At 67.5% G+C, this 18,054-nt stretch carries 19 protein-coding genes and 1 pseudogene; 10 read left to right on the plus strand and 10 right to left on the minus strand.

Annotated features, from left to right (window positions below; translation table 11 throughout):
- Window positions 1-122: 122 nt before the first annotated feature.
- Complete coding sequence (gene rpmA / locus ACW173_RS09990; protein ID WP_096052697.1) at window positions 123-392, minus strand: 50S ribosomal protein L27; 270 nt, start codon at window positions 390-392, stop codon at window positions 123-125.
- Window positions 393-423: 31 nt separating this feature from the next.
- A complete protein-coding gene (rplU, locus tag ACW173_RS09995; protein ID WP_492085020.1) occupies window positions 424-993 on the minus strand; it encodes a 50S ribosomal protein L21 in 570 nt (189 codons plus the stop codon).
- Window positions 994-1,196: 203 nt separating this feature from the next.
- Here rplU and ACW173_RS10000 point away from each other — a divergent pair, with 203 nt between their 5' ends.
- Both ACW173_RS10000 and ACW173_RS10005 read left to right on the plus strand, forming a co-directional pair.
- On the plus strand, window positions 1,197-1,826 hold the full coding sequence (locus ACW173_RS10000) for a hypothetical protein (RefSeq protein ID WP_492085022.1): 630 nt from the start codon (window positions 1,197-1,199) through the stop codon (window positions 1,824-1,826).
- A gap of 41 nt (window positions 1,827-1,867) precedes the next feature.
- Window positions 1,868-2,995, plus strand: coding sequence for a CobW family GTP-binding protein (locus tag ACW173_RS10005; protein WP_492085024.1), 1,128 nt, complete (start codon window positions 1,868-1,870; stop codon window positions 2,993-2,995).
- A 246-nt stretch (window positions 2,996-3,241) separates the two neighbouring features.
- Here ACW173_RS10005 and ACW173_RS10010 read toward each other — a convergent pair whose 3' ends face one another.
- A complete protein-coding gene (locus ACW173_RS10010; RefSeq protein WP_492085025.1) occupies window positions 3,242-3,691 on the minus strand; it encodes a biopolymer transporter ExbD in 450 nt (149 codons plus the stop codon).
- A 262-nt stretch (window positions 3,692-3,953) separates the two neighbouring features.
- Between ACW173_RS10010 and ACW173_RS10015 the strand changes: the two genes are divergently transcribed.
- A complete protein-coding gene (locus ACW173_RS10015; RefSeq protein ID WP_492085026.1) occupies window positions 3,954-4,973 on the plus strand; it encodes a WD40 repeat domain-containing protein in 1,020 nt (339 codons plus the stop codon).
- Here ACW173_RS10015 and ACW173_RS10020 read toward each other — a convergent pair.
- On the minus strand, window positions 4,970-5,632 hold the full coding sequence (locus ACW173_RS10020; protein ID WP_492085028.1) for a nitroreductase: 663 nt from the start codon (window positions 5,630-5,632) through the stop codon (window positions 4,970-4,972). The genes ACW173_RS10015 and ACW173_RS10020 overlap by 4 nt on opposite strands.
- A 107-nt stretch (window positions 5,633-5,739) precedes the next feature.
- Between ACW173_RS10020 and mtgA the strand changes: the two genes are divergently transcribed.
- Both mtgA and ACW173_RS10030 read left to right on the plus strand, forming a co-directional pair.
- Entirely contained in the window at window positions 5,740-6,417 is a 678-nt protein-coding gene (gene mtgA / locus ACW173_RS10025) for a monofunctional biosynthetic peptidoglycan transglycosylase (protein WP_492085030.1), read from the plus strand.
- A gap of 12 nt (window positions 6,418-6,429) precedes the next feature.
- Window positions 6,430-6,975, plus strand: a complete 546-nt coding sequence (locus tag ACW173_RS10030) for a GNAT family N-acetyltransferase (RefSeq protein WP_492085032.1) — start codon at window positions 6,430-6,432, stop codon at window positions 6,973-6,975.
- Here the strand turns inward: ACW173_RS10030 and ACW173_RS10035 are convergent.
- Window positions 6,972-7,787 carry a VOC family protein gene (locus tag ACW173_RS10035; RefSeq protein ID WP_492085033.1) on the minus strand — a complete coding sequence of 272 codons (816 nt, stop codon included), beginning with the start codon at window positions 7,785-7,787 and terminating at the stop codon, window positions 6,972-6,974. The two genes, ACW173_RS10030 and ACW173_RS10035, sit on opposite strands and share 4 nt — an antisense overlap.
- Window positions 7,787-8,533: a DUF899 domain-containing protein gene (locus ACW173_RS10040; RefSeq protein WP_492085034.1), complete on the minus strand. Its 747-nt coding sequence runs from the start codon at window positions 8,531-8,533 to the stop codon at window positions 7,787-7,789. Before ACW173_RS10040 ends, ACW173_RS10035 begins: the two co-directional genes overlap by 1 nt.
- An 80-nt stretch (window positions 8,534-8,613) precedes the next feature.
- Between ACW173_RS10040 and ACW173_RS10045 the strand changes: the two genes are divergently transcribed.
- A complete protein-coding gene (locus ACW173_RS10045; RefSeq protein ID WP_492085035.1) occupies window positions 8,614-9,042 on the plus strand; it encodes a MarR family winged helix-turn-helix transcriptional regulator in 429 nt (142 codons plus the stop codon).
- A gap of 76 nt (window positions 9,043-9,118) precedes the next feature.
- On the opposite strand, the gene ACW173_RS10050 is transcribed toward ACW173_RS10045, so the two are convergent.
- Complete coding sequence (locus ACW173_RS10050) at window positions 9,119-10,579, minus strand: FAD-dependent oxidoreductase (RefSeq protein ID WP_492085037.1); 1,461 nt, start codon at window positions 10,577-10,579, stop codon at window positions 9,119-9,121.
- 99 nt (window positions 10,580-10,678) lie between these two features.
- Between ACW173_RS10050 and ACW173_RS10055 the strand changes: the two genes are divergently transcribed.
- On the plus strand, window positions 10,679-11,128 hold the full coding sequence (locus ACW173_RS10055) for a MarR family winged helix-turn-helix transcriptional regulator (RefSeq protein ID WP_492085039.1): 450 nt from the start codon (window positions 10,679-10,681) through the stop codon (window positions 11,126-11,128).
- Here ACW173_RS10055 and ACW173_RS10060 read toward each other — a convergent pair.
- On the minus strand, window positions 11,125-11,895 hold the full coding sequence (locus ACW173_RS10060; protein WP_492085040.1) for a TOBE domain-containing protein: 771 nt from the start codon (window positions 11,893-11,895) through the stop codon (window positions 11,125-11,127). The genes ACW173_RS10055 and ACW173_RS10060 overlap by 4 nt on opposite strands.
- Before the next feature lie 63 nt (window positions 11,896-11,958).
- Between ACW173_RS10060 and modA the strand changes: the two are divergent.
- A pseudogene (gene modA / locus ACW173_RS10065) lies at window positions 11,959-12,721 on the plus strand (molybdate ABC transporter substrate-binding protein).
- Between the two features lie 2 nt (window positions 12,722-12,723).
- Window positions 12,724-13,398 (plus strand): molybdate ABC transporter permease subunit, encoded by a 675-nt coding sequence (modB, locus tag ACW173_RS10070; protein ID WP_492085042.1) that lies wholly within the window; start codon window positions 12,724-12,726, stop codon window positions 13,396-13,398.
- Window positions 13,399-13,454: 56 nt separating this feature from the next.
- On the opposite strand, the gene ACW173_RS10075 is transcribed toward modB, so the two are convergent.
- Both ACW173_RS10075 and ACW173_RS10080 read right to left on the minus strand, forming a co-directional pair.
- Window positions 13,455-15,899 carry a TonB-dependent receptor gene (locus ACW173_RS10075; RefSeq protein ID WP_492085044.1) on the minus strand — a complete coding sequence of 815 codons (2,445 nt, stop codon included), beginning with the start codon at window positions 15,897-15,899 and terminating at the stop codon, window positions 13,455-13,457.
- A gap of 122 nt (window positions 15,900-16,021) precedes the next feature.
- On the minus strand, window positions 16,022-17,206 hold the full coding sequence (locus ACW173_RS10080; protein WP_492085046.1) for an acyl-CoA dehydrogenase family protein: 1,185 nt from the start codon (window positions 17,204-17,206) through the stop codon (window positions 16,022-16,024).
- Between the two features lie 107 nt (window positions 17,207-17,313).
- Between ACW173_RS10080 and ACW173_RS10085 the strand changes: the two genes are divergently transcribed.
- Window positions 17,314-18,051 carry a helix-turn-helix transcriptional regulator gene (locus ACW173_RS10085; RefSeq protein ID WP_492085047.1) on the plus strand — a complete coding sequence of 246 codons (738 nt, stop codon included), beginning with the start codon at window positions 17,314-17,316 and terminating at the stop codon, window positions 18,049-18,051.
- Window positions 18,052-18,054: the final 3 nt, after the last annotated feature.

The raw sequence follows: 18,054 nt of genomic DNA on the forward strand, positions 1-18,054 counted from the left end.
TCCGCTGGCGGCGAGACAAAACAAAAGCGGGGAGCCCGGCGTTCCGGACTCCCCGCTAGAGATCGTCTGTCCGGATCGTCTTCTGAGTCAGAAGCACGATCCGAAGAAACTCTGGTTCGTGCTTACTCGGCCGGTTGGGCGGCCGGAGTCACCGTCACGTACGTACGGTTATGCTTCTTGGTCACGAAACCCACGGCGCCTTGGACGAGCGCGAAGAGGGTGTGGTCCTTGCCGATGCCGACATTCGTGCCCGGATAGAACTTCGTGCCGCGCTGACGCACGAGGATGTTGCCGGCGAGAACCTTCTCGCCGCCGAACTTCTTCACGCCAAGGCGCTTCGACTCTGAGTCGCGACCGTTGCTGGACGAGCCGCCTGATTTCTTGTGAGCCATCTTGCTCTCCTACCTTAAGAAGGCGTCGCCCTTAGGCTTCGCCTTCCTCCGTGGTGGCGGCGGCCTTCTTAGGGGCGGCCTTCTTCTTCGGGGCGGCTTCGGCGGCCGGCTCGACGGCGGCGTCAGCAGCCTTCGGAGCCTTGGCGGCCTTCTTCGGAGCGGCCGGAGCGGCTTCCGAAGCGGTCGGGATCGTCGCCGGAACGGCGGCGTCGCCGAGGCCACGGGCGCGGGCGTTCAGGATGACCTTCGGGGTCAGGTCGATCGCGCCTTCCCACTTGGCTTCCAGGCCAGCGCCGACGACCGACGTGACGCGCACGACGGATTCGAACTGGCGGTGGCCGCGGGTGCGGCGATAGCCCTGGCGACGGATCTTCTTGAAGATCTTCACCTTCTCGCCCTTGCGGGTTTCGAGCAGGGTCCCGGAGACGACAGCGCCGTCCACGGTGGGGGCGCCGACCGTCACGGCCTCGCCTTCGCCAAGCATCAGGACTTCACCGAAGGCCACGGCAGCGCCGGGTTCACCTTCGAGCTTTTCGACAACCAGCAGGTCGCCGGCTTGAACCCGGTACTGCTTGCCGCCGGTTTTGATCACCGCGTACATAGGTTAGCGCCTTAAAAACGTGCGTTCGCAAAATAGGGATCGCCCGCTCGGAAACCCGGCGGGCGAAGAGGGCGCGACTTATACAGCCGCGGGACCGAGAGTCAACGCCGTCCCCAAGGATTCCCCGGCCGTTGCGAAGGAAACGCGACAAGATCGCCGGAACCCCCTGGTGTGTTACTTTATAACACGCTATATGCCGATGCGTGAACTCGACCTTCTTCGCCTCGATCGCCGCCACGGGCTTCGCCGTGGCCTTCCTGCACGCGGCCCTGCCGACGCATTGGCTGCCGTTCGTGCTGGTCGGCCGGGCCCAGAAATGGTCGACCGGCCGCACCCTGGGCGTGACCCTGTTGGCGGGCCTGGGCCATGTGGGCCTGACCATCGCCCTGGGCCTTGGCCTGGTGGTCGCGGGCCTGGCGCTGGAGCCCAAGCTGGGCGGCCTGTTCCACTGGGTGGTCGGCGGGATGATGGTCGCCGTGGGACTCTTCTATATAGCGCGCGGGCGGCACAACCACGCGGTCCCGGAAGCGGGCCGGCGGATCTACGCCTCGGACCGGGCGGCGATCGTCGCCCTGGTCACCCTGCTGACCCTGTCGCCCTGCGAGGCGTTCCTGCCCTATTATCTGGCTGGCATGCAGCACGGCTGGCAGGCGTTCGTGGTGCTGAGCGCGGTGCTGATGGCCGCCACCTCGGCCGGCATGCTGATCTTCACCAGCCTGTCGCTGGCGGGCTTCAAGCGCCTGGGGCTGCAGTGGGTCGAGCGCTACGAGGAGACCATCCTGGGCGCGGCCCTGATCCTGGTCGGCGTCGCCGTGGCGTTCTTCAAAACCTGAACCGGCTTTCGCTCGGCGTCCTGGCCTCCTAAATAGCGCCCATGACCCAAGCTTCTCCCGCTGCTCCCCTTGCTGGAAATGGCAAGATCCCCGTCACCGTGCTGACCGGCTATCTCGGCGCCGGCAAGACCACGCTGCTCAACCGCATCCTCACCGAGGAGCACGGCAAGCGCTACGCCGTGATCGTCAACGAGTTCGGCGAGGTCGGCATCGACAACGACCTGGTGGTCGGCGCGGATGAAGAAGTGTTCGAGATGAACAACGGCTGCGTCTGCTGCACGGTGCGCGGCGACCTGATCCGGGTTCTGCAGGGCCTGATGAAGAGGAAGGGCGGTTTCGACGCCATCATCGTGGAAACGACCGGCCTGGCCGATCCGGGCCCGGTGGCCCAGACCTTCTTCGTCGACGACGACGTCAAGGCCCGCACGGCCCTCGATTCGGTCACCGCCGTGGTCGACGCCAAGCACATCATGCTGCGCCTGGGCGACAGCAAGGAAGCCGTCGAGCAGATCGCCTTCGCCGACCAGATCGTGCTGAACAAGACGGATCTCGTTTCGGAAGACGACCTGCGCCACGTCGAGGCCCGCATCCGCCGCATCAACCCGCTTGCCCCGATTCACCGCGCCCAGCGCTCGAACGTTCCGCTGGACGCCATCCTGGGCAAGCACAGCTTCGACCTGGAGCGGATCACCGAGCTGGAGCCGCACTTCCTGAACCCGGCCCATGGCGAGGCCGGCCACGTGCATGACGAGCACTGCGGCCACGACCATCACCATCATGACCACGACCATGTGCACGATGAGCACTGCGGTCATGACCATCACCACCATGATCACGGTCACGACCATGGCCACGCCAGCGCGATCCACGACGATGGCGTCAAGGGCGTCTCCCTGACCCTGGACAAGCCGGTCGACGGCCAGAAGATCACCGCCTGGCTCAACGACCTGCTGGCCAAGCGCGGTCCCGACATCCTGCGCGCCAAGGGCATCATCGACGTGAAGGGCGAGAACAAGCGTCTCGTCTTCCAGGCGGTGCACATGATCCTGGAAGGCGACTTCCAGCGCGAATGGACCGAGCAGGACAAGCGCTACAGCCGCATGGTGTTCATCGGCCGCGACCTGGACGAAGCCGAACTGCGCGCCGGCTTCGAGGCGACGGCGGCTTAGTCACCAATGTATCCCTCTCCCCTTGCGGGAGAGGGTGGCCCGCGGAGCGGGTCGGGTGAGGGGTTGTGGACAATATCCGCCGCGACTGGCCTTACCGCCGTCGCGGCGTTTCCGTTTGCGCGACCCCTCATCCGTCGACTGTGTCGACACCTCCTCCCGCAAGGGGAGAAGGAAAACTCCAGACAAACAAAAAGCCCCGGAACTTTCGTTCCGGGGCTTTCGTGTTCTTGGCTGTCGCCGAGGACCTTAGTGCAGGTCTTCGTTGATCAGGCCGACCTTGAACCAGCCCGCGGTCTGCAGTTGGTTCAGCACGCCCATGAAGTCGGCGTACAGGACGTCGGCGTCGGCGCGGATCATGACGCGTTGATCGTCCTTCGGGCCGGCTTGGCCGGTCGCGGCGAACTTGGCGTTCAGGTCACCCTCGAGGTTGTCGAGGCTGGTCTGCTTCTCGGCGATGAAGATCGCGCCCGACTTTTGGATCGAGATGAAGACCGGTTCCTTCGGCTTCGGAGCGTTCGGCGGCGGCGGCGAGGCCGGCGGCAGATCGATCTTGATGGAGGTCACGGCCATGGGAACGGCGACCATGAAGATGATCAGCAGAACCAGCAGGATGTCCACGAAGGGCGTGACGTTGATTTCGGAATTCTGGCCCAGCGAATAACGGCCACCGCCGCCGCCAGCAAGTTTAGCCGCCATAGCCTGACTGTCTCCCAGAAGGTCGCGCCGCTCGGGGCGCGCCTGAAATGTCGTTACCTAGCCACGTCTGGCGCAGACGGGCGCGGAAGTAAAGCCCGACGACGCGCCGCGATGGCAACCCCTTTTCGAGTCTTTTTTGCCGAACGCCGTTCGAACAGGCGCCTTGTCGCGCACGGGTTCGCGCGCGACGCGAAACACACCAGCCGGGCGGGCTTTCTGAAAGAGTCTGGCCGTCGCGGCCCTCCTGCCTTATCTGCCGCGCATGATCTTTTCTTTCGACGCCTTCGTCACCGACGCCCTGTTCGACCGCTCCGGCCGCGCCATGTTCGCCCTGGGCGACGGCACCGTCCGCCTCCAGACCGAGGAGGGATTCGTCACGGTCGAGGCCCATGACGGCGCCGTTCTGGCCGCCGCGGTGCATCCCAGCGGTGTCGGCATCGTCACCGGCGGCGACGACGGCAGGGTCGTCTGGAGCCGAATCGACAAGAGCGAGGTGGTCGCCACGCTCGTCGCCGAGGTGAAGAACAAATGGATCGAGCATGTGGCGACCAGCGCCGCCTCGGGCCTGATCGCCTTCACCGCCGGCAAGGAGGTCCATGTCCGCGACGCCGCGGACCCGGCCTTCGTCCGGACCTTCGCCCACGAGAAGACGGTGTCGGGCCTGGCCTTCGAGCCCAAGGGCCGCCGCCTGGCCAGCGCCACCTACGGCGGGGCCTATCTCTGGTACGCCCGCATCGCCGACCAGAAGCCCAGCCTGCTCAAGTGGGCCGGCAGTCACATCGCCGCGACCTTCAGCCCGGACGGCAAGTTCCTGATCTCGTCGATGCAGGAGAACCAGCTGCACGGCTGGCGCCTGTCGGACGGCAAGGACATGCGGATGGGCGGCTACCCGTCCAAGATCAAGAGCGTGGCCTTCTTCGACAAGGGCGCCCTGCTGGCCACGGCTGGCGCCTCGGGCGCGGTGATCTGGCCGTTCGCCGGCGCCAATGGCCCGATGGGCAAGGAAGCCGCCGAGATCGGCTTCTCCCGTGATTCGATGGTCGTCCGCGTGGCCGGGATCGACGCCCATCCGGTGTGCTTCGCCGCCCAGGACAACGGCAAGATCTGGGCCGCGCACATGCGCAACGGCCGCATCGAGACGGTGAAGGCCGAAAAGGGCGCCGCGATCAGCGCCCTGTCGACCAGCGCCGACGGCAAATGGCTGGCCTGGGGCGACGAAAGCGGCGAGGCCGGCGTCATCGCGATCCCGGACATCAGCGGCCCGCGCGAGTTCGCCGGCTAGAAGCCCTTCAACTCCCCCCACTCGTCGAATGGCGCGCGCTGCGAGCGGAAGTTGTTCACCGGCGCGGCCTCGTCGCGATAGCCGAGAGCCATGCCGGAAAACAGCATGTGCCCCTCGGGCAGGCCGACATGGTCGTCGACGATCTTGTTGTAGTGCGACCAGAACTCCTGCGGGCAGGTGTCCAGGCCGCGCTCGATCGCCAGCAGCATGAAGGTCTGCATCAGCATGCCGACGTCGCTCCACTGCGGCGGGCCGCAGCGGCGATCGATCGAGAAGAACAGCTGCACCGGCGCCCCGAAGCCCTGGCCGTTGGTGGAAAACCACCGCAGGCGCGCGATCTTGTCCTCGCGAGGAATGCCCAGCGCGCCGTACAGGTCCTCGCCCACCTGGAAGCGGCGGCTGCGCAGCGGCTCCCACAGGTTGGCCGGATAGACGTCGTACTCGGTGGGATCGGGCGCGGCGACGCGGGCCAGCATGGTCGCCTTCAGTTTTTCCAACGGCTCGCCGGCCACGACTTGCACGCGCCAGGGCTGAAGGTTCCCGCCGGACGGGGCGCGGGCGGCGGCTTCCAGCAGCTCGCGGACCAGGGCGGCGTCGACCGGATCGGGCTTGAAGGCGCGCACCGACATGCGGCGGTTGACGGCGTCGATCACGTCCATCGAAGGCTCCCTTAAACCCTGTGCATTTATGCATCGCGACAGCGGCGCTGCGTCTGGTTAGCATCCGTCCGTCGGGTAAAGACAACTAGGATTTCGGGGACTCATTCGTGCGGCGGCTTCTGCGGAATATCGCGCTGGCTCTGTTCATCGTGCTGGTGGCCGGGCCGGTGGTGACGGTGATCCTCTATCGTTTCATCCCGCCGCCGGTGACGCCGCTGATGGTGATCCGGGCGGTGGAGGGGCGGGGCCTGGACCATCGCTGGCGCTCCATTGACAAGGTCGCGCCAACCCTGCCGCGCGCCCTGATCGCGGCCGAGGACGCCCGGTTCTGCGAGCACCACGGCTTCGACTTCAACGCCCTGCAGAAGGCCTATGCCAACAACGAGGCCGGCAAGAAGATCCGCGGCGGCTCGACGATCAGTCAGCAGACGGCCAAGAACGTCTTCCTGTGGCCGGGGCGCTCCTATGTCCGCAAGGGGCTTGAGGCCTGGTTCACGGTGCTGATCGAGACCTTTTGGGGCAAGAAGCGGATCATGGAGGTCTATCTGAACTCCATCGAATACGGCTCGGGCATCTATGGCGCCGAGGCCGCCGCCCAGCGTTATTTCGGCGTCGGGGCCGACGCCCTGAGCCAGGCCCAGGCCTCGCGCCTGGCGGCCATCCTGCCCAGCCCCCTGAAGTGGAAGGTGATCAAGCCGGGCAAGTACGTCGCCAAGCGCAGCAAGAAGATCGGCAAGGCCTCGGGGGCGGTGCGCCGCACGGGCCTGGCCGAGTGCGTCGACTAGGGAGCGGAAAGCATGGCCGTCGCGCCCGGACCCACGCTGGAGACCGAACGCCTGATCCTGCGGCCGCCGGCCGATGTCGATCTGGACGCCTGGGCGACCCTGATGGCCGACCCCGAGGCCGCCCGCTTCATCGGTGGCGTCCAGCCGCGCGCCCTGGTCTGGCGAGGCATGGCCTCGATGGCCGGATCCTGGGCCCTGCACGGTTTCGGCATGTTCTCGGTGATCGAGAAGTCCAGCGGGGCCTGGATCGGCCGCATCGGTCCCTGGCGGCCCGACGGCTGGCCGGGGGACGAGATCGGCTGGGGCCTGTTGCCGTCGGCGCAAGGGCGAGGCTATGCGGTCGAGGCCGCGACGGCGACCATGGACTGGGCCTTCGACCGCCTGGGCTGGACCGACATCATCCACTGCATCGACCCCGAGAACGTCCCCTCGCGGCAGGTCGCCATCCGCCTGGGCGCGACCAATCGCGGACCGGGCAAGCTGCCGCCGCCTCACGAAGCCAGCAAGGTCGAGCTCTGGGGGCAGACGGTCGATCAATGGCGGTCGCGCCGCCGCTAGCCGCGCATGCCCGAGAAGGCAAAGGAGCCGCCTTGCGGATCCTTGGCGTTGACCACGAAGGCGCCGCCGGGGACCTCCATCGGGCCGATCAGAATCTCGCCGCCGTTGGCCTTCACCCGCTCGACGGCGGAGTCCACGCCGTCGACGCTGAAGTAATAGAGCCAGTAGGGGCCCGAAGTCAGGTCGGGATCGGTGAACAGGCCGGCGAACGCCTGGTCGAGGCCGACAGTCTGGTAGACGCCCATCTCGCCCATATCCACGGCGTCGTGCTTCTTCCATCCGAACAGGCCCGAATAGACGTCGAAGGCCTTTTCCCAGTCGGCGGCGTGCAGCTCGGCCCAGCCCAGCGAGCCGGGCGACATCGGCGCGGGGCGTGGCGGCGGGCTGGCCGAGGTGTCCTTGAACAGCACGAACATCGCGCCCTGCGGATCGGCGACCACGGCGAAGCGGCCGACGTCGGGGATGTCCTGCGGAGCCTTGTGGACCTGGCCGCCGGCGGCTTCGACCTTCTTGGCGAACGCGTCCACGTCGTCGACCGCGATATAGCCCAGCCAGCCGGGCGTCATGCCCCGCATCTCCAGCATGCCGCCGACATGGATATCGTTCGAAGCCCCATTGGGCGCCTTGAAGATCGTGTACGGACCCGCCGGTCCCGACGACATCTCGGTCGTCCAGCCGATGACGGCCTTGTAGAAGTCCCCGGCCGCCTTGGCGTCGGTGGTGACCAGCTCGAACCAGCAGAAGTCGTTGGCCATCGGGGGCTCCTTCAAGGGCGACAGCGCCTCGACGAAGGCGCTCCAGGATCGGATCATCAGGCGGCGCTGCAGCAGCCGGCTTTAGGCGCGGTCTCGTACTCGTCGTGGCGACGGATAAAGTCCATGTCGCCCTCCTCGTTGCGGCCCAGCGGGGCGCGGTCGAGGATCATCATCGTGCTGAGCAGGTCCTCGGCCCCGCGGGCATAGGTCGAATAGGTGTGGAACACCTGGCCGATCTCGTCGCGATAGAAGGCCGACAGACCCGGCAGCTCGTCATTGGCCTGGGCGACGGGGATGTCGACATAGCCGTAATTCACCGTCTCGCCGGCCAGCGCCTCTGGCGTGAACGAGACGCGGAAGTCGTGGTTGAAGTCGCTCTCGAACGCCGACACCCACGGAAACCGCCAGCCCATGCGGCGCTTGTAGGCGGCGATCTTGTCCAGCGGCGCGCGCGAGGCGGCGACCAGCGTGACGTCGTGATTGTTGAGGTGCGGCAGGGTCCCGTCCAGGTGATCGGCCAGGAACGAGCAGCCGGGACAGCCCGCCTCCCATTCCGGCCCGAACATGAAGTGGTAGACCATCAGCTGGCCGCGGCCGTCGAACAGCTGGGCCAAGGTCTTCTTCCCCGTCTCGGTGTCGAAGACATAGTCCTTGTCCAGCTTGACCCAAGGTAGGGCCAGGCGCTCGGCGTTCAGGGCGTCCAGCGCGCGGGTGTGAGCCTTCTCCTTGGCCAGCAGGGCGCGACGCGCCTCCAGCCAGTCTTCGCGGGACACGACCGCGTGCTTTTCAGGGGCGTGCGACATCACATCCTCCGCGAACTGAACGGTTTTGGCTTGACTAATAACGTTGATATCAACATAAATTCAGCATGTCAAAGCCGGCCGTGATTCCCTTCGAAACCACGATCCACGTCCGCGACACTTGCCTGTGCCTGCACATCCAGCGCGCCGCCCGCGCCCTGGCCCGTCGCTTCGACGAAGCCCTGCGGCCGGTGGGGCTGACCAACGGCCAGTTCTCGCTCCTGATGTCGCTGAACCGGCCCGAGCCGGCGGGGATGGGCGGGGTGGCGAACCTCCTGGCCATGGACCGCACCACCCTGACGGCGGCGCTGAAACCGCTGTTGCGACGCGGCCTGTTGATCATCGCCCCCGACCCCAAGGACCGCCGCGCTCGAGTGCTCAGCCTGACCGAAGCCGGCCGGGCGGTGCTGGCCCAGGCGATGCCGATCTGGACGCGCGAGCACGGCCAGCTCGACGAAGACCTTGATGGCGGCGGGAACGCCCTGCGCGCCGGCCTCAAGGCGCTGGCCTAGAGCGCTTTCCGACCTGATCGAAACGATCAGTCGGATAGAAAGGGCTCTAAATCAAAAGCCTGGAGCATTTTGTCGTCTAGCAACCGACCTCGGCCAGATAGGCTTCGACAGCCGCCTCATCGCCGGTCCGGCCGACCGTGGCGACATGACCGTCCGGCCGGACCAGCGCGAAGCCGCCGCGCGGCAAGCCGTAGGCGTCGGCGAACCAGCCGTCCGTGTCGACGGGATCCGCGACGATGAGGCCCGGACGGGACGCGAGGGTCGTGGCGCCCAGCACGGTCCAGCGCGGGCCGCGCAGCAGGTCGAACACCCGGACCGGCTGGCCGTCGCGGTCGTGGCATGGCGCGTCCGGCGCGCGGTCGCCTGGCGCGATCTTGGCCGCAACGCCCAGGTCCAGCGACAGGGGGGAGTCCTGGTAGCCGAGATCCAACTGCCGGGCCTCGCGGCCGCGCTTCATGCCTTCGCGGGTCATCGCCTTGGCCAGCAGGTCGGTGGAGAGGCCCAGCACGCCGGCGGCGATCGGACGGCGCTCGGCCTCATAACTATCAATCAAACCTTCCGGCGCGCCGTTCAGCACGGCGGCCAGTTTCCAGCCGAGGTTGTAGGCGTCCTGGATGCTGGTGTTCAGGCCCTGGCCGCCGGTCGGGGGGTGAATGTGGGCCGCGTCGCCCGCCAGCAACACGCGCCCGACCCGGTAGCGGTCGGCGAGGCGGGCGTTGAGGCCATAGACCGAGGCCCAGAACACGTCGTGGACCACGATGTCGTCGCGACCCGTCCGTTCACGGATCAAGCCGTTGAGGCCTTCGACGGTCAAGCCCGTCTCGCCAGCCCGCGGCGCGTGACCCTGAATCTGGAAGAGGTCGGTCCCGGCCAGCGGGCAGAACGAGACCTGGGCCGTCTCTCGGGATCCGAACACGTGCCAGGCGTCGCGGGATAGGCCCGTCAGCTTTGTGTCGGCGACCATGGCTTGGCCCGGCATCGTCTTGCCAGGGAAGCCGATGTCCAACGCACGGCGCACGAAGCTACGACCGCCGTCGGTCCCGACCAGCCAGCGGGCGCGGATCATACGGCCGTCGGCCAGGTTGGCGTCCACACCCTCCGCGTCCTGGTCGATCCCCGTCAGTTCGGCGGCATATTCCGGCGCATAACCCAACTCGGCCAGGCGCTGGCGCAGGATGGTCTCGGTCAGGAACTGCGGCAGCATCAACGGCGTGGCGTAGGGTTCGGCCGGAGACGGCGTCGCGCCTTCGCCGATCGCCGTCTCCTCGAAGCCGCCGTCCGGAGCGTAGGTCCGCACCGGCGGATAGGGGCCGCCCGTGGCCAGCATCGGCTCCAGGACGTCCAGGTCTTCGAACACTTCCAGGCTACGGGGCTGGATCCCCTTGCCGCGCGAGCCCTGGAACGGGCATCGCGCCTTGTCGATCAGGCGGAAAGCCACGCCCCGGCGAGCCAGGTCGATGGCCAGGGTCAGGCCGGCGGGACCCGCGCCGGCGATCAGGATGTCGGTCGTTTCGGACGTGGATTGGGGGAGGGTCATCCGCATCTCCTTTCGCGTGCCTTATGCACACAATTACGTGCAAAAAGCACATAAACTTGAGGCTGGACGACGTCAATAAGAAACGTGCAAAATGCACGGATGAACCCTGAGCTCCGCGACATTCATACGGCGATGATGGACCTCGCCGGCTTTCTGAACCGGTCCCAGGCCGACGACATGCTGCTGCGTGAAGCGGGGGTGTCGCTGGACCGGGCGCTGTTTCCTTTGCTGGGGCGCATCGGACGAAAGGGGCCCATAGGCGTGGTCGAGCTGGCCGACCTGGCCGGCCGTGATCACTCGGTGGTCAGCCGCCAGGTCGCCAAGCTGGAGAGCCTGGGTCTGGTCGAGCGTCGCCCCGGCGCGGCCGACAAGCGCGTCCGCGAGGCGGTGGTGACGGAGAAGGGCCAGGATCTGGTCGACAGGCTCGACGCGGCCCGCCAGCGCCTGGTCGGCCCGATGATGGCCCAGTGGAGCGACCAGGAACTCAAGGACCTCGCGCGTCTGCTACGCAAGTTCGTCGATGGCGCGAACGCGGCGCTGAAGACCTAGTCCACCGCCAGGATCACGTCGGACGCCGCGATCCGCGCCTCGACCTTCGCGCCGACCGGCAAGGCCCAGGCGCTGTCGCTCGGCTTCAGCGTCGCCACCAGGCTCTTGCCCGCCGCCAAGGCGATCGTGAGCTCGGCCGAGATCTCGCCGGCCTCGCGGTCGACGATCTCGCCGGAGAGGCGATTGTCGCCTTCGCCTTCGTTGATCCGTACAAAGCTGGATTTGATCAGGGCGATGGCCGGGCGCTCGACGGTGAGGTCCAGATCCTCGGCGCTGCGGCGGGTGATCGAGGCGCGGAGGGCAAGGCCTTCGCCCAGCGACAGGGTCACCATGGTCGTGACGCCGTCGCCCTCTACGCCTGAGACCACACCACGCAGAGCGTTGCGGGCGCTGGTGCGCAGGCCCAGGCTCCACAGCAGTTCTGCGTCGCCGGACAGATCGGCCTCCAGCCGCGAAAAGGCCGCCGCGACCTCGCGCTCGGCGGCGCGGAAGGCGCGGATCACCGCCTGCCCTCGCGGCGTGACCCGCGCCGCGCCACCGCTCTTGCCGCCCGGCGCGGCGCTGACCAGGGGCGCGTCGAACAGGTTGTTCAGGGCCTGCACCCCGTCCCAGGCGCCCTTGTACGAGAGGCCGGCTTGCTTGGCGGCGGCGCTGATCGAGCCCAGGCGGGCGACGGCTTCCAGCAGGGCGATGCGTTCGAGGCCCACGCGCGCCAAGCCGCCGCGCTTGAGGATCAGGGACGCGCTGAAGTCCGTTTCGCTGCTCACTGGTCGACCTTCGATTTCGTCGTTATGTAGTCCAACTGCATAACCGCCTGCCAGGACTACCAGATGATCGCCCGTCGTCCGATGCTGATCGCCGCGTTGCTGTCCATGGCGCTGGGGGGGGACCGCCTTCGCCGGCGAGACCAAGGTGGCCGTGGCGGCGAACTTCACCGAGGCGGCGAAGGAGATCGCGGCCAGGTTCAAGGTCAAGACCGGTCATGACGCGCGCTTGAGCTTCGGCTCGTCGGGCCAGTTCTATACCCAGATCGCCAATGGCGCGCCGTACGAGGTGTTCCTGTCGGCCGACGCCGAGCGGCCGCGGAAGGCCGAGGCCGAGGGCCTGTCCGTGCCGGGTTCGCGCTTCACCTACGCCACCGGGCGACTGGTGCTCTACAGCAAGACCCCGGGCCTGGTGGACGGCCCAAATACCAAGGGGGGCGCGGTGCTCTCCAAGGGCAAGTTCGAGAAGCTGTCGATCGCCGACCCCAAGGCCGCGCCCTACGGCCAGGCGGCGGTCGAGACCCTGACCAAGCTGAAGCTGTACGACGCCCTGAAGCCGAAGATCGTCCAGGGTTCGTCGATCACCCAAGCCTTCCAGTACGTCCAGACCGGCGCGGCCGAGCTGGGTTTCGTGGCGCTGTCGCAGGTGATCACAGAGCGGGGCGGCTCGCGCTGGGTCGTGCCGGCCGCCGACCATGGCCCGATCGACCAGCAGGCGGTGCTGCTGAAGACCGGCGCCGACAGCGAGGCGGCCAAGGCTTTCCTGACGTTCCTGAAAAGCGGCGAGGCCAAGGCGATCATCAAGCGATACGGCTACGAGGTCCGCTAGGCATGGCCGAGGTTCTGTGGCTGACGGGCAAGCTGGCGGGGGTCACGACGATCTTGCTGCTGGTCCTGGCCACGCCTCTGTCCTGGTGGCTGGCGCGGGGCCGCTCGAGCCTGCGTACGCCGGTGACGGCCCTGGTCGCCCTGCCGATCGTGTTGCCGCCGACGGTGCTGGGCTTCTATCTGCTGATCGCCCTGGGGCCAAACAGCCCGCTGATGGCGCTCTTGCAGCCGTTTGGTGTCCGGACCCTGGCCTTCACGTTCGAGGGCCTCGTCATCGGCTCGCTGATCTACTCCCTGCCGTTCGCCGTGCAGCCGCTGCGCAACGCCTTCCTGGCCATCGGCGACGAGCCGCTGGAGGCGGCGTCCTGCCTGGGCGCCTCGCGCTGGCAGAGCTTCTGGCGGGTGGCCCTGCCTCTGGCCCTGCCAGGATATGTCGCCGCCGCCATCCTGACCTTCGCCCACACGGTCGGCGAGTTCGGGGTGGTGATGATGCTGGGCGGCAATATCCCGGGCGAGACCACGGTGTTGTCGACCGAGATCTACCGCCTGGTCGAGGGGCTGGAGTGGGGCGAGGCGCATCGCCTGTCGCTGCTGCTGCTGGTCTTCGCCTTCGTGGTGCTGTTCGCGCTGCTGGGCCTGGAGGCCCGCTCGAAGATCCTGCCGCGGACTCGGACGTAAAGAAGGAGCGCGACGGGGACCGCCGCGCTCCACAGGTAACCGAGATAGGAAGGTGCTCAGAACTTCCAGGTGAGCGACGCGCCATAGGTCGTGGGTTTGCCGGGGAAACGGACCACCACATTGGCGTTGCTGCTGACGGCGCTCCAATAATACTCGTTGGTGATGTTGCGGCCCCAGATCGACAGGTCCCAGCCCTTGTCCGGCGCGCCGATGCCGATGCTGGCGTTCAGCATGCCGTAGCCGTCGATCACGAACAGCGGATTGCCCTCCAGGTCGGCATAGGACTTGTCCTGCCAGCGGCCGTTCAGAGCCGCGTTCAGCTCCAGGCTGTCGCCGACCGGCTGCTTGAACAACGCCGTCAGCCCGCCCTGGAACTTGGGGCTGTACAGGAACGGCCGACCATCGAAGCTCTGCGACCGCCCGGCGGCGTTGATGCCGGTATAGCCCTTCACCTCGGTATGCAGCAGCGTCGCCGAGGCGATCAGGGTCAGCGAGCGGCTGGCGCGCCAGGTGATGTCGCCGTCGACGCCATAGGCTTCGCCGTTCGGGACATTGGCCAAGCGCGACAGGGCCGTATAGATCGGGTCGGCGAAGTACACCGACAGCTGCTTGTCGGTGTAGTCGTAATAGAAGGCGCTGAGATTGGCCTGGACCCGGCGGTCCAACAGTCCGGCCTTCACCCCCACCTCGTAGGCGGTCAGCAGTTCCTGCGTCGCCGGCGCATTCTGGGTCGAGATGTTGGCGGCGTTGATCGGCGTCGCCCCGGCCTTGGCCCCGCGCGAGATCGAGCCGTAGACCAGCACGTCCTCGGCGGCCTGCCAGTCCAGCGCCGCGCGCCAGGCGATGTTGTCCTCGTCCAGCTTGGACTTCACGAAGCCGAAGCTCTTGGTGGCCGGGTCGAAGGTGTTGCAGCCGCCCTGGGTGATCGGGGCGACCAGGCCGTAGGCGGCGGCGAACAGCGCCCGGTTGACGACGTTGACATTGACCAGCATCGAGCCGCCGGCGTCTCGCGAACAGCCGACATAGTCTTGGCGGTCCTGGCTGTAGCGGACGCCCAGCGTCAGCTTCAGCGTGTCGGTCAGGCGGTGGTCGGCGTTGGCGAAGAGGCTCCAGGTCTTGGTCTCGATATTGCCGACGTCCTCATAGGTGCGGAACGCCTGGCTCATCTGCAGGGGCGTGTAGCCGAAGCTGTTGAACGGCGTGGCCAAGAGGGTCGAGCCGACATAGCGGATCGTGCCGACATTGGCGTTCTGGCCCAGCAGGGTGCGGTTGCTGTCATAGATTTTGTCGCGGGCGATGTAGCCGCCGACCAGCCACGAGCCCTGGTCGGTGACGCCCTCCAGGTGCAGCTCCTCGGCGAACGACTTGATGTCGCCGTGGGCCTTCTGGATGAGGATCTCATAGGGTGCGCCGCTCCAGTCGAAGACCGCCTTTCGCTCCAGGCGGTTGAAGCTGGTCAGCGAGACCAGGCGAGCCTTGTCGGCCACGTCCCACGAGACCTTGAGCTTGCCGGCGTGGAACTGGTCGTTCTCGCGCAGGGGATCCTTGATGCCCAGGCCGACGCCGATATCGGCGCCGCGGGTGCTGAGCGGCGCCCAGTCGGCCTGGCTGGCCTTGGTCGGCTTGTTCGCGGCGATGTAGCTGACCAGGCCCGGCGCGTTGAACGGGCTGGCGGCGGTCGCCGGCGTGAATCCGACGCCCTGGGCGGCCACCGTGTCGGACGTGTTGCGCCAACCGGAGTACGAGGCCTCGACCTCGACCGTATCGGTCGGCTGCATGGCCAGGGACAGGCGCCAGCCGTCGCGGCGGACCTTGCCCAGGCGTTCCCCACGGCTGTTGCTGACCTGCCAGCCCTTGTCGCTGGTCTCGCTGCGGAAGGCCGCGCGGCCTTGGACGCGCGGACCGAAGGCGCCGCTGACATAGCCCTCGAGATTGTAGGTCTTGTAGTTGCCGGCCTCGGCGGTCAGCGAACCCTCGAACTCTTCGGTGGGCTTGTTGGTCACGAAGTCGATCAGGCCGGCCGTGGTGTTGCGGCCGTAGAGGGTGCCTTGCGGCCCTTTGAGCACCTCGACCCGCTCCAGGTCGAACACCGGTCCGGTGTTCATGAACGGATAGGCGTAGGCGACCTCGTCCCAATAGGTGCCGACGGTCGAGGTGGCCGACAGGTTGATGGTGTTGAAGCCGATGCCGCGCAGCGTATAGGTCGGCACGCCCTGGTAGCTTTGGCTGACCGTGAAGCTGGGGGCGACGGTGGTCAGGTCCTTGGGATCGGTGACCCGCAACTGCTGCAGGGCCTCGCCGCTGAAGGCCTGGATCGGCATGCCGACGCTGTTGGCGGTCTCCTCGCGGCGCTGGGCCGTGACCACCAGGGTGTCGATCGTCAGGCTCTCTTCCGGCTTCCGCGGCGTGGTCTGGGCCCCAGTATTCTGGGCCATGGCGGGGACCGCCATCAGCAGGGCGAGCGCCGACACGCTCATGGTCAGGCGCGTGGGTCCTGGCATCCGTCTTACCTCCCTTGCGGCCATGCCTGCATTGGGCGTGGCTCTGAACGGGAGCGTGCGGTTGGGCCTCTCGCGTAACAAGCTATCGGAATCGATAGGTGAGGCGCCGTTACAACCCTCGGCTATAGGCCCAGGACCAACTTGGCGATGATGTCGCGCTGAATCTCGTTGGAGCCGCCATAGATCGAGGCGGCGCGATTGTTTAGGTAGCGGGCCATGGTCGTCAGGCCGTGCTCGGGACCGACAGGGGTCTCGTTGGAGCCGGCCTCGCGGGCCCTGGGCTGGTGTGGGGCGATATAGGTCGCGAGGGCGTCGACGCCCAGTTCGTCCACACGCTGCAATAGCTCCGAGCCTTGGGTCTTCAGGATCGAGGAGGCGGGACCCGGTTTGCCGCCGGTGGCCAGGGCGCTCAGCACGCGGCGCTCGGTCATGTCGATGGCCAGGGCGTCGATCTCGGCCGCGGCCAGGCGGCGGCGGTAGTGCGGGTCGTCCAGCAGGTCTTCGGCGTCGGCCAGGCTCCGCAGGCGTTCGAGGCCCGCGTGCAGGCCGGCCGCATAGCCGCCGCCGCGCTCGAATTCCAGCAGGTGCTTGGCGACGGTCCAGCCCTGGTTCTCCGCGCCCAACCGGTCGGCCCGGGGCGTGCGGACATCGTCGAAGAACACCTGGTTGACCTCGTGCTCGCCGGCCAGGGTGACGATCGGGTCGACGCGGACGCCCGGGCGGTCCATCTCGACCAGCAGGAAGGTGATGCCGGCCTGCGGCTTGCCCTCGGTCGAGGTGCGGACCAGGCAGAACATGTGGGTCGCCCAGTGGGCGTGGGTGGTCCAGATCTTGGAGCCGTTCAGGACGTAATCGTCGCCATCTGGCGTGGCGCGCATCTGGAGACTGGCGAGGTCCGAGCCCGAGCCCGGCTCGGAATAGCCCTGGCACCAGTAGTCCTCGCCCGACAGGATACGCGGCAGGTAGCGGGCCTTCTGCACGGGCGTACCGAACGCCATGATCGCTGGCGCGACCATCCGCGGGCCCATCGGCGCCAGGTTCGGCGCCCCGGCGCGGGCGCACTCGGCCTGGAAGACGTGGCGCTGGATCTCGCTCCAGCCGGGACCGCCATACTCCACCGGCCAGCTGGGCGCGGCCCAGCCCCGAGCGTGCAGGATGCGTTGCCAGGCCAGGCTGTGGACCTTGTCGCAGAAGACCGACGTCATCCGCCGGCCCGCTTCCCGAAGTTCGGGCGTCAGCTTGGCGTCGAGGAACGCGCGGACCTCGTCACGAAAGGCCAGGTCGTCGGTCGACAGCTCCAGATCCACCCGCGCATCCTTCCGTCGGCATCGCCTCGCTGGGCGTCGTCAGGGAAACTTGCGAAACGGGGAGGGCGGCGCGCAAGCTATCGGAACCGATAGGGAAGGCCGACCAGATGGTGGACGACGGCGAGCGTCTCGGGCGGGTCACGGCCCTGGCCGAGCGAGTCCGCGACCTGGGCCGCGAGATCGGCCTGCCCTACGTCGCCGCCAGCGCCGACATCTCCAGTCCCGAGCCGATGCTGGGCGCCGACGGCAAGCCGCTGGCCGAGACGACTTTCGAGTGGCTGGACAGCTCGCTGCGCTACTGGCGCGACCGGGCCTTCGCCCTGCGGGCGCCGTTCATCCTGGCCGCGCGCTACACGGCCGAGCCGTTCTTTTTCCACGAGGGCCGGTTTTCCAGCTGGCGACCGCTGCCCCGGCTGGAGGCGATCGAGGTGGCCGAGGCCGCCCTGGCGTTCGGCGTCCAGGCGGCGATCATCGCCCCAACCTATCTGACCGGCGGCGTCATCGGGGCGGTGGTGTGGGCTTCGTCGGAGCCCGTCGCGGACCTGCCGGCGCTATACGAGGCGCGGACCGACGAACTGCATGGCGCGGCGCTGCGGCTGGTCTGCGCCTATCGCGACGGCCTGGGCGACGACGCCCCGCCCGTGCGGCTGACCAAGCGCGAGATCCAGTGCCTGAAGTGGGCGGCGGCCGGCAAGACCGACGCCGATATCGCCCAGATCATCGGGATCTCGGGACCGACCGTGCGGTTCCACGTCCAGAACGCGGCGCTGAAGCTGCGGGTGGCCGGCAGAGCCCAGGCCATCCACCGCGCGGCGGGCCTGGGCTATATCGGGGCGGCTCCGTAGGCG

This window comes from Caulobacter sp. ALps2, from assembly GCF_058681635.1.

Coding starts and splice junctions, on each gene's coding strand:
- ACW173_RS10030 (WP_492085032.1), top strand. CDS start 6,430: ATGGCCGTCGCGCCCGGACCCACGCTGGAGACCGAACGCCTGATCCTG.
- ACW173_RS10035 (WP_492085033.1), bottom strand. CDS start 7,787: ATGATCCGATCCTGGAGCGCCTTCGTCGAGGCGCTGTCGCCCTTGAAG.
- ACW173_RS10005 (WP_492085024.1), top strand. CDS start 1,868: ATGACCCAAGCTTCTCCCGCTGCTCCCCTTGCTGGAAATGGCAAGATC.
- ACW173_RS10015 (WP_492085026.1), top strand. CDS start 3,954: ATGATCTTTTCTTTCGACGCCTTCGTCACCGACGCCCTGTTCGACCGC.
- rplU (WP_492085020.1), bottom strand. CDS start 993: ATGTACGCGGTGATCAAAACCGGCGGCAAGCAGTACCGGGTTCAAGCC.
- ACW173_RS10010 (WP_492085025.1), bottom strand. CDS start 3,691: ATGGCGGCTAAACTTGCTGGCGGCGGCGGTGGCCGTTATTCGCTGGGC.
- rpmA (WP_096052697.1), bottom strand. CDS start 392: ATGGCTCACAAGAAATCAGGCGGCTCGTCCAGCAACGGTCGCGACTCA.
- ACW173_RS10085 (WP_492085047.1), top strand. CDS start 17,314: ATGGTGGACGACGGCGAGCGTCTCGGGCGGGTCACGGCCCTGGCCGAG.
- ACW173_RS10040 (WP_492085034.1), bottom strand. CDS start 8,533: ATGTCGCACGCCCCTGAAAAGCACGCGGTCGTGTCCCGCGAAGACTGG.
- ACW173_RS10050 (WP_492085037.1), bottom strand. CDS start 10,579: ATGACCCTCCCCCAATCCACGTCCGAAACGACCGACATCCTGATCGCC.
- ACW173_RS10075 (WP_492085044.1), bottom strand. CDS start 15,899: ATGCCAGGACCCACGCGCCTGACCATGAGCGTGTCGGCGCTCGCCCTG.
- modB (WP_492085042.1), top strand. CDS start 12,724: ATGGCCGAGGTTCTGTGGCTGACGGGCAAGCTGGCGGGGGTCACGACG.
- ACW173_RS10020 (WP_492085028.1), bottom strand. CDS start 5,632: ATGGACGTGATCGACGCCGTCAACCGCCGCATGTCGGTGCGCGCCTTC.
- ACW173_RS10055 (WP_492085039.1), top strand. CDS start 10,679: ATGAACCCTGAGCTCCGCGACATTCATACGGCGATGATGGACCTCGCC.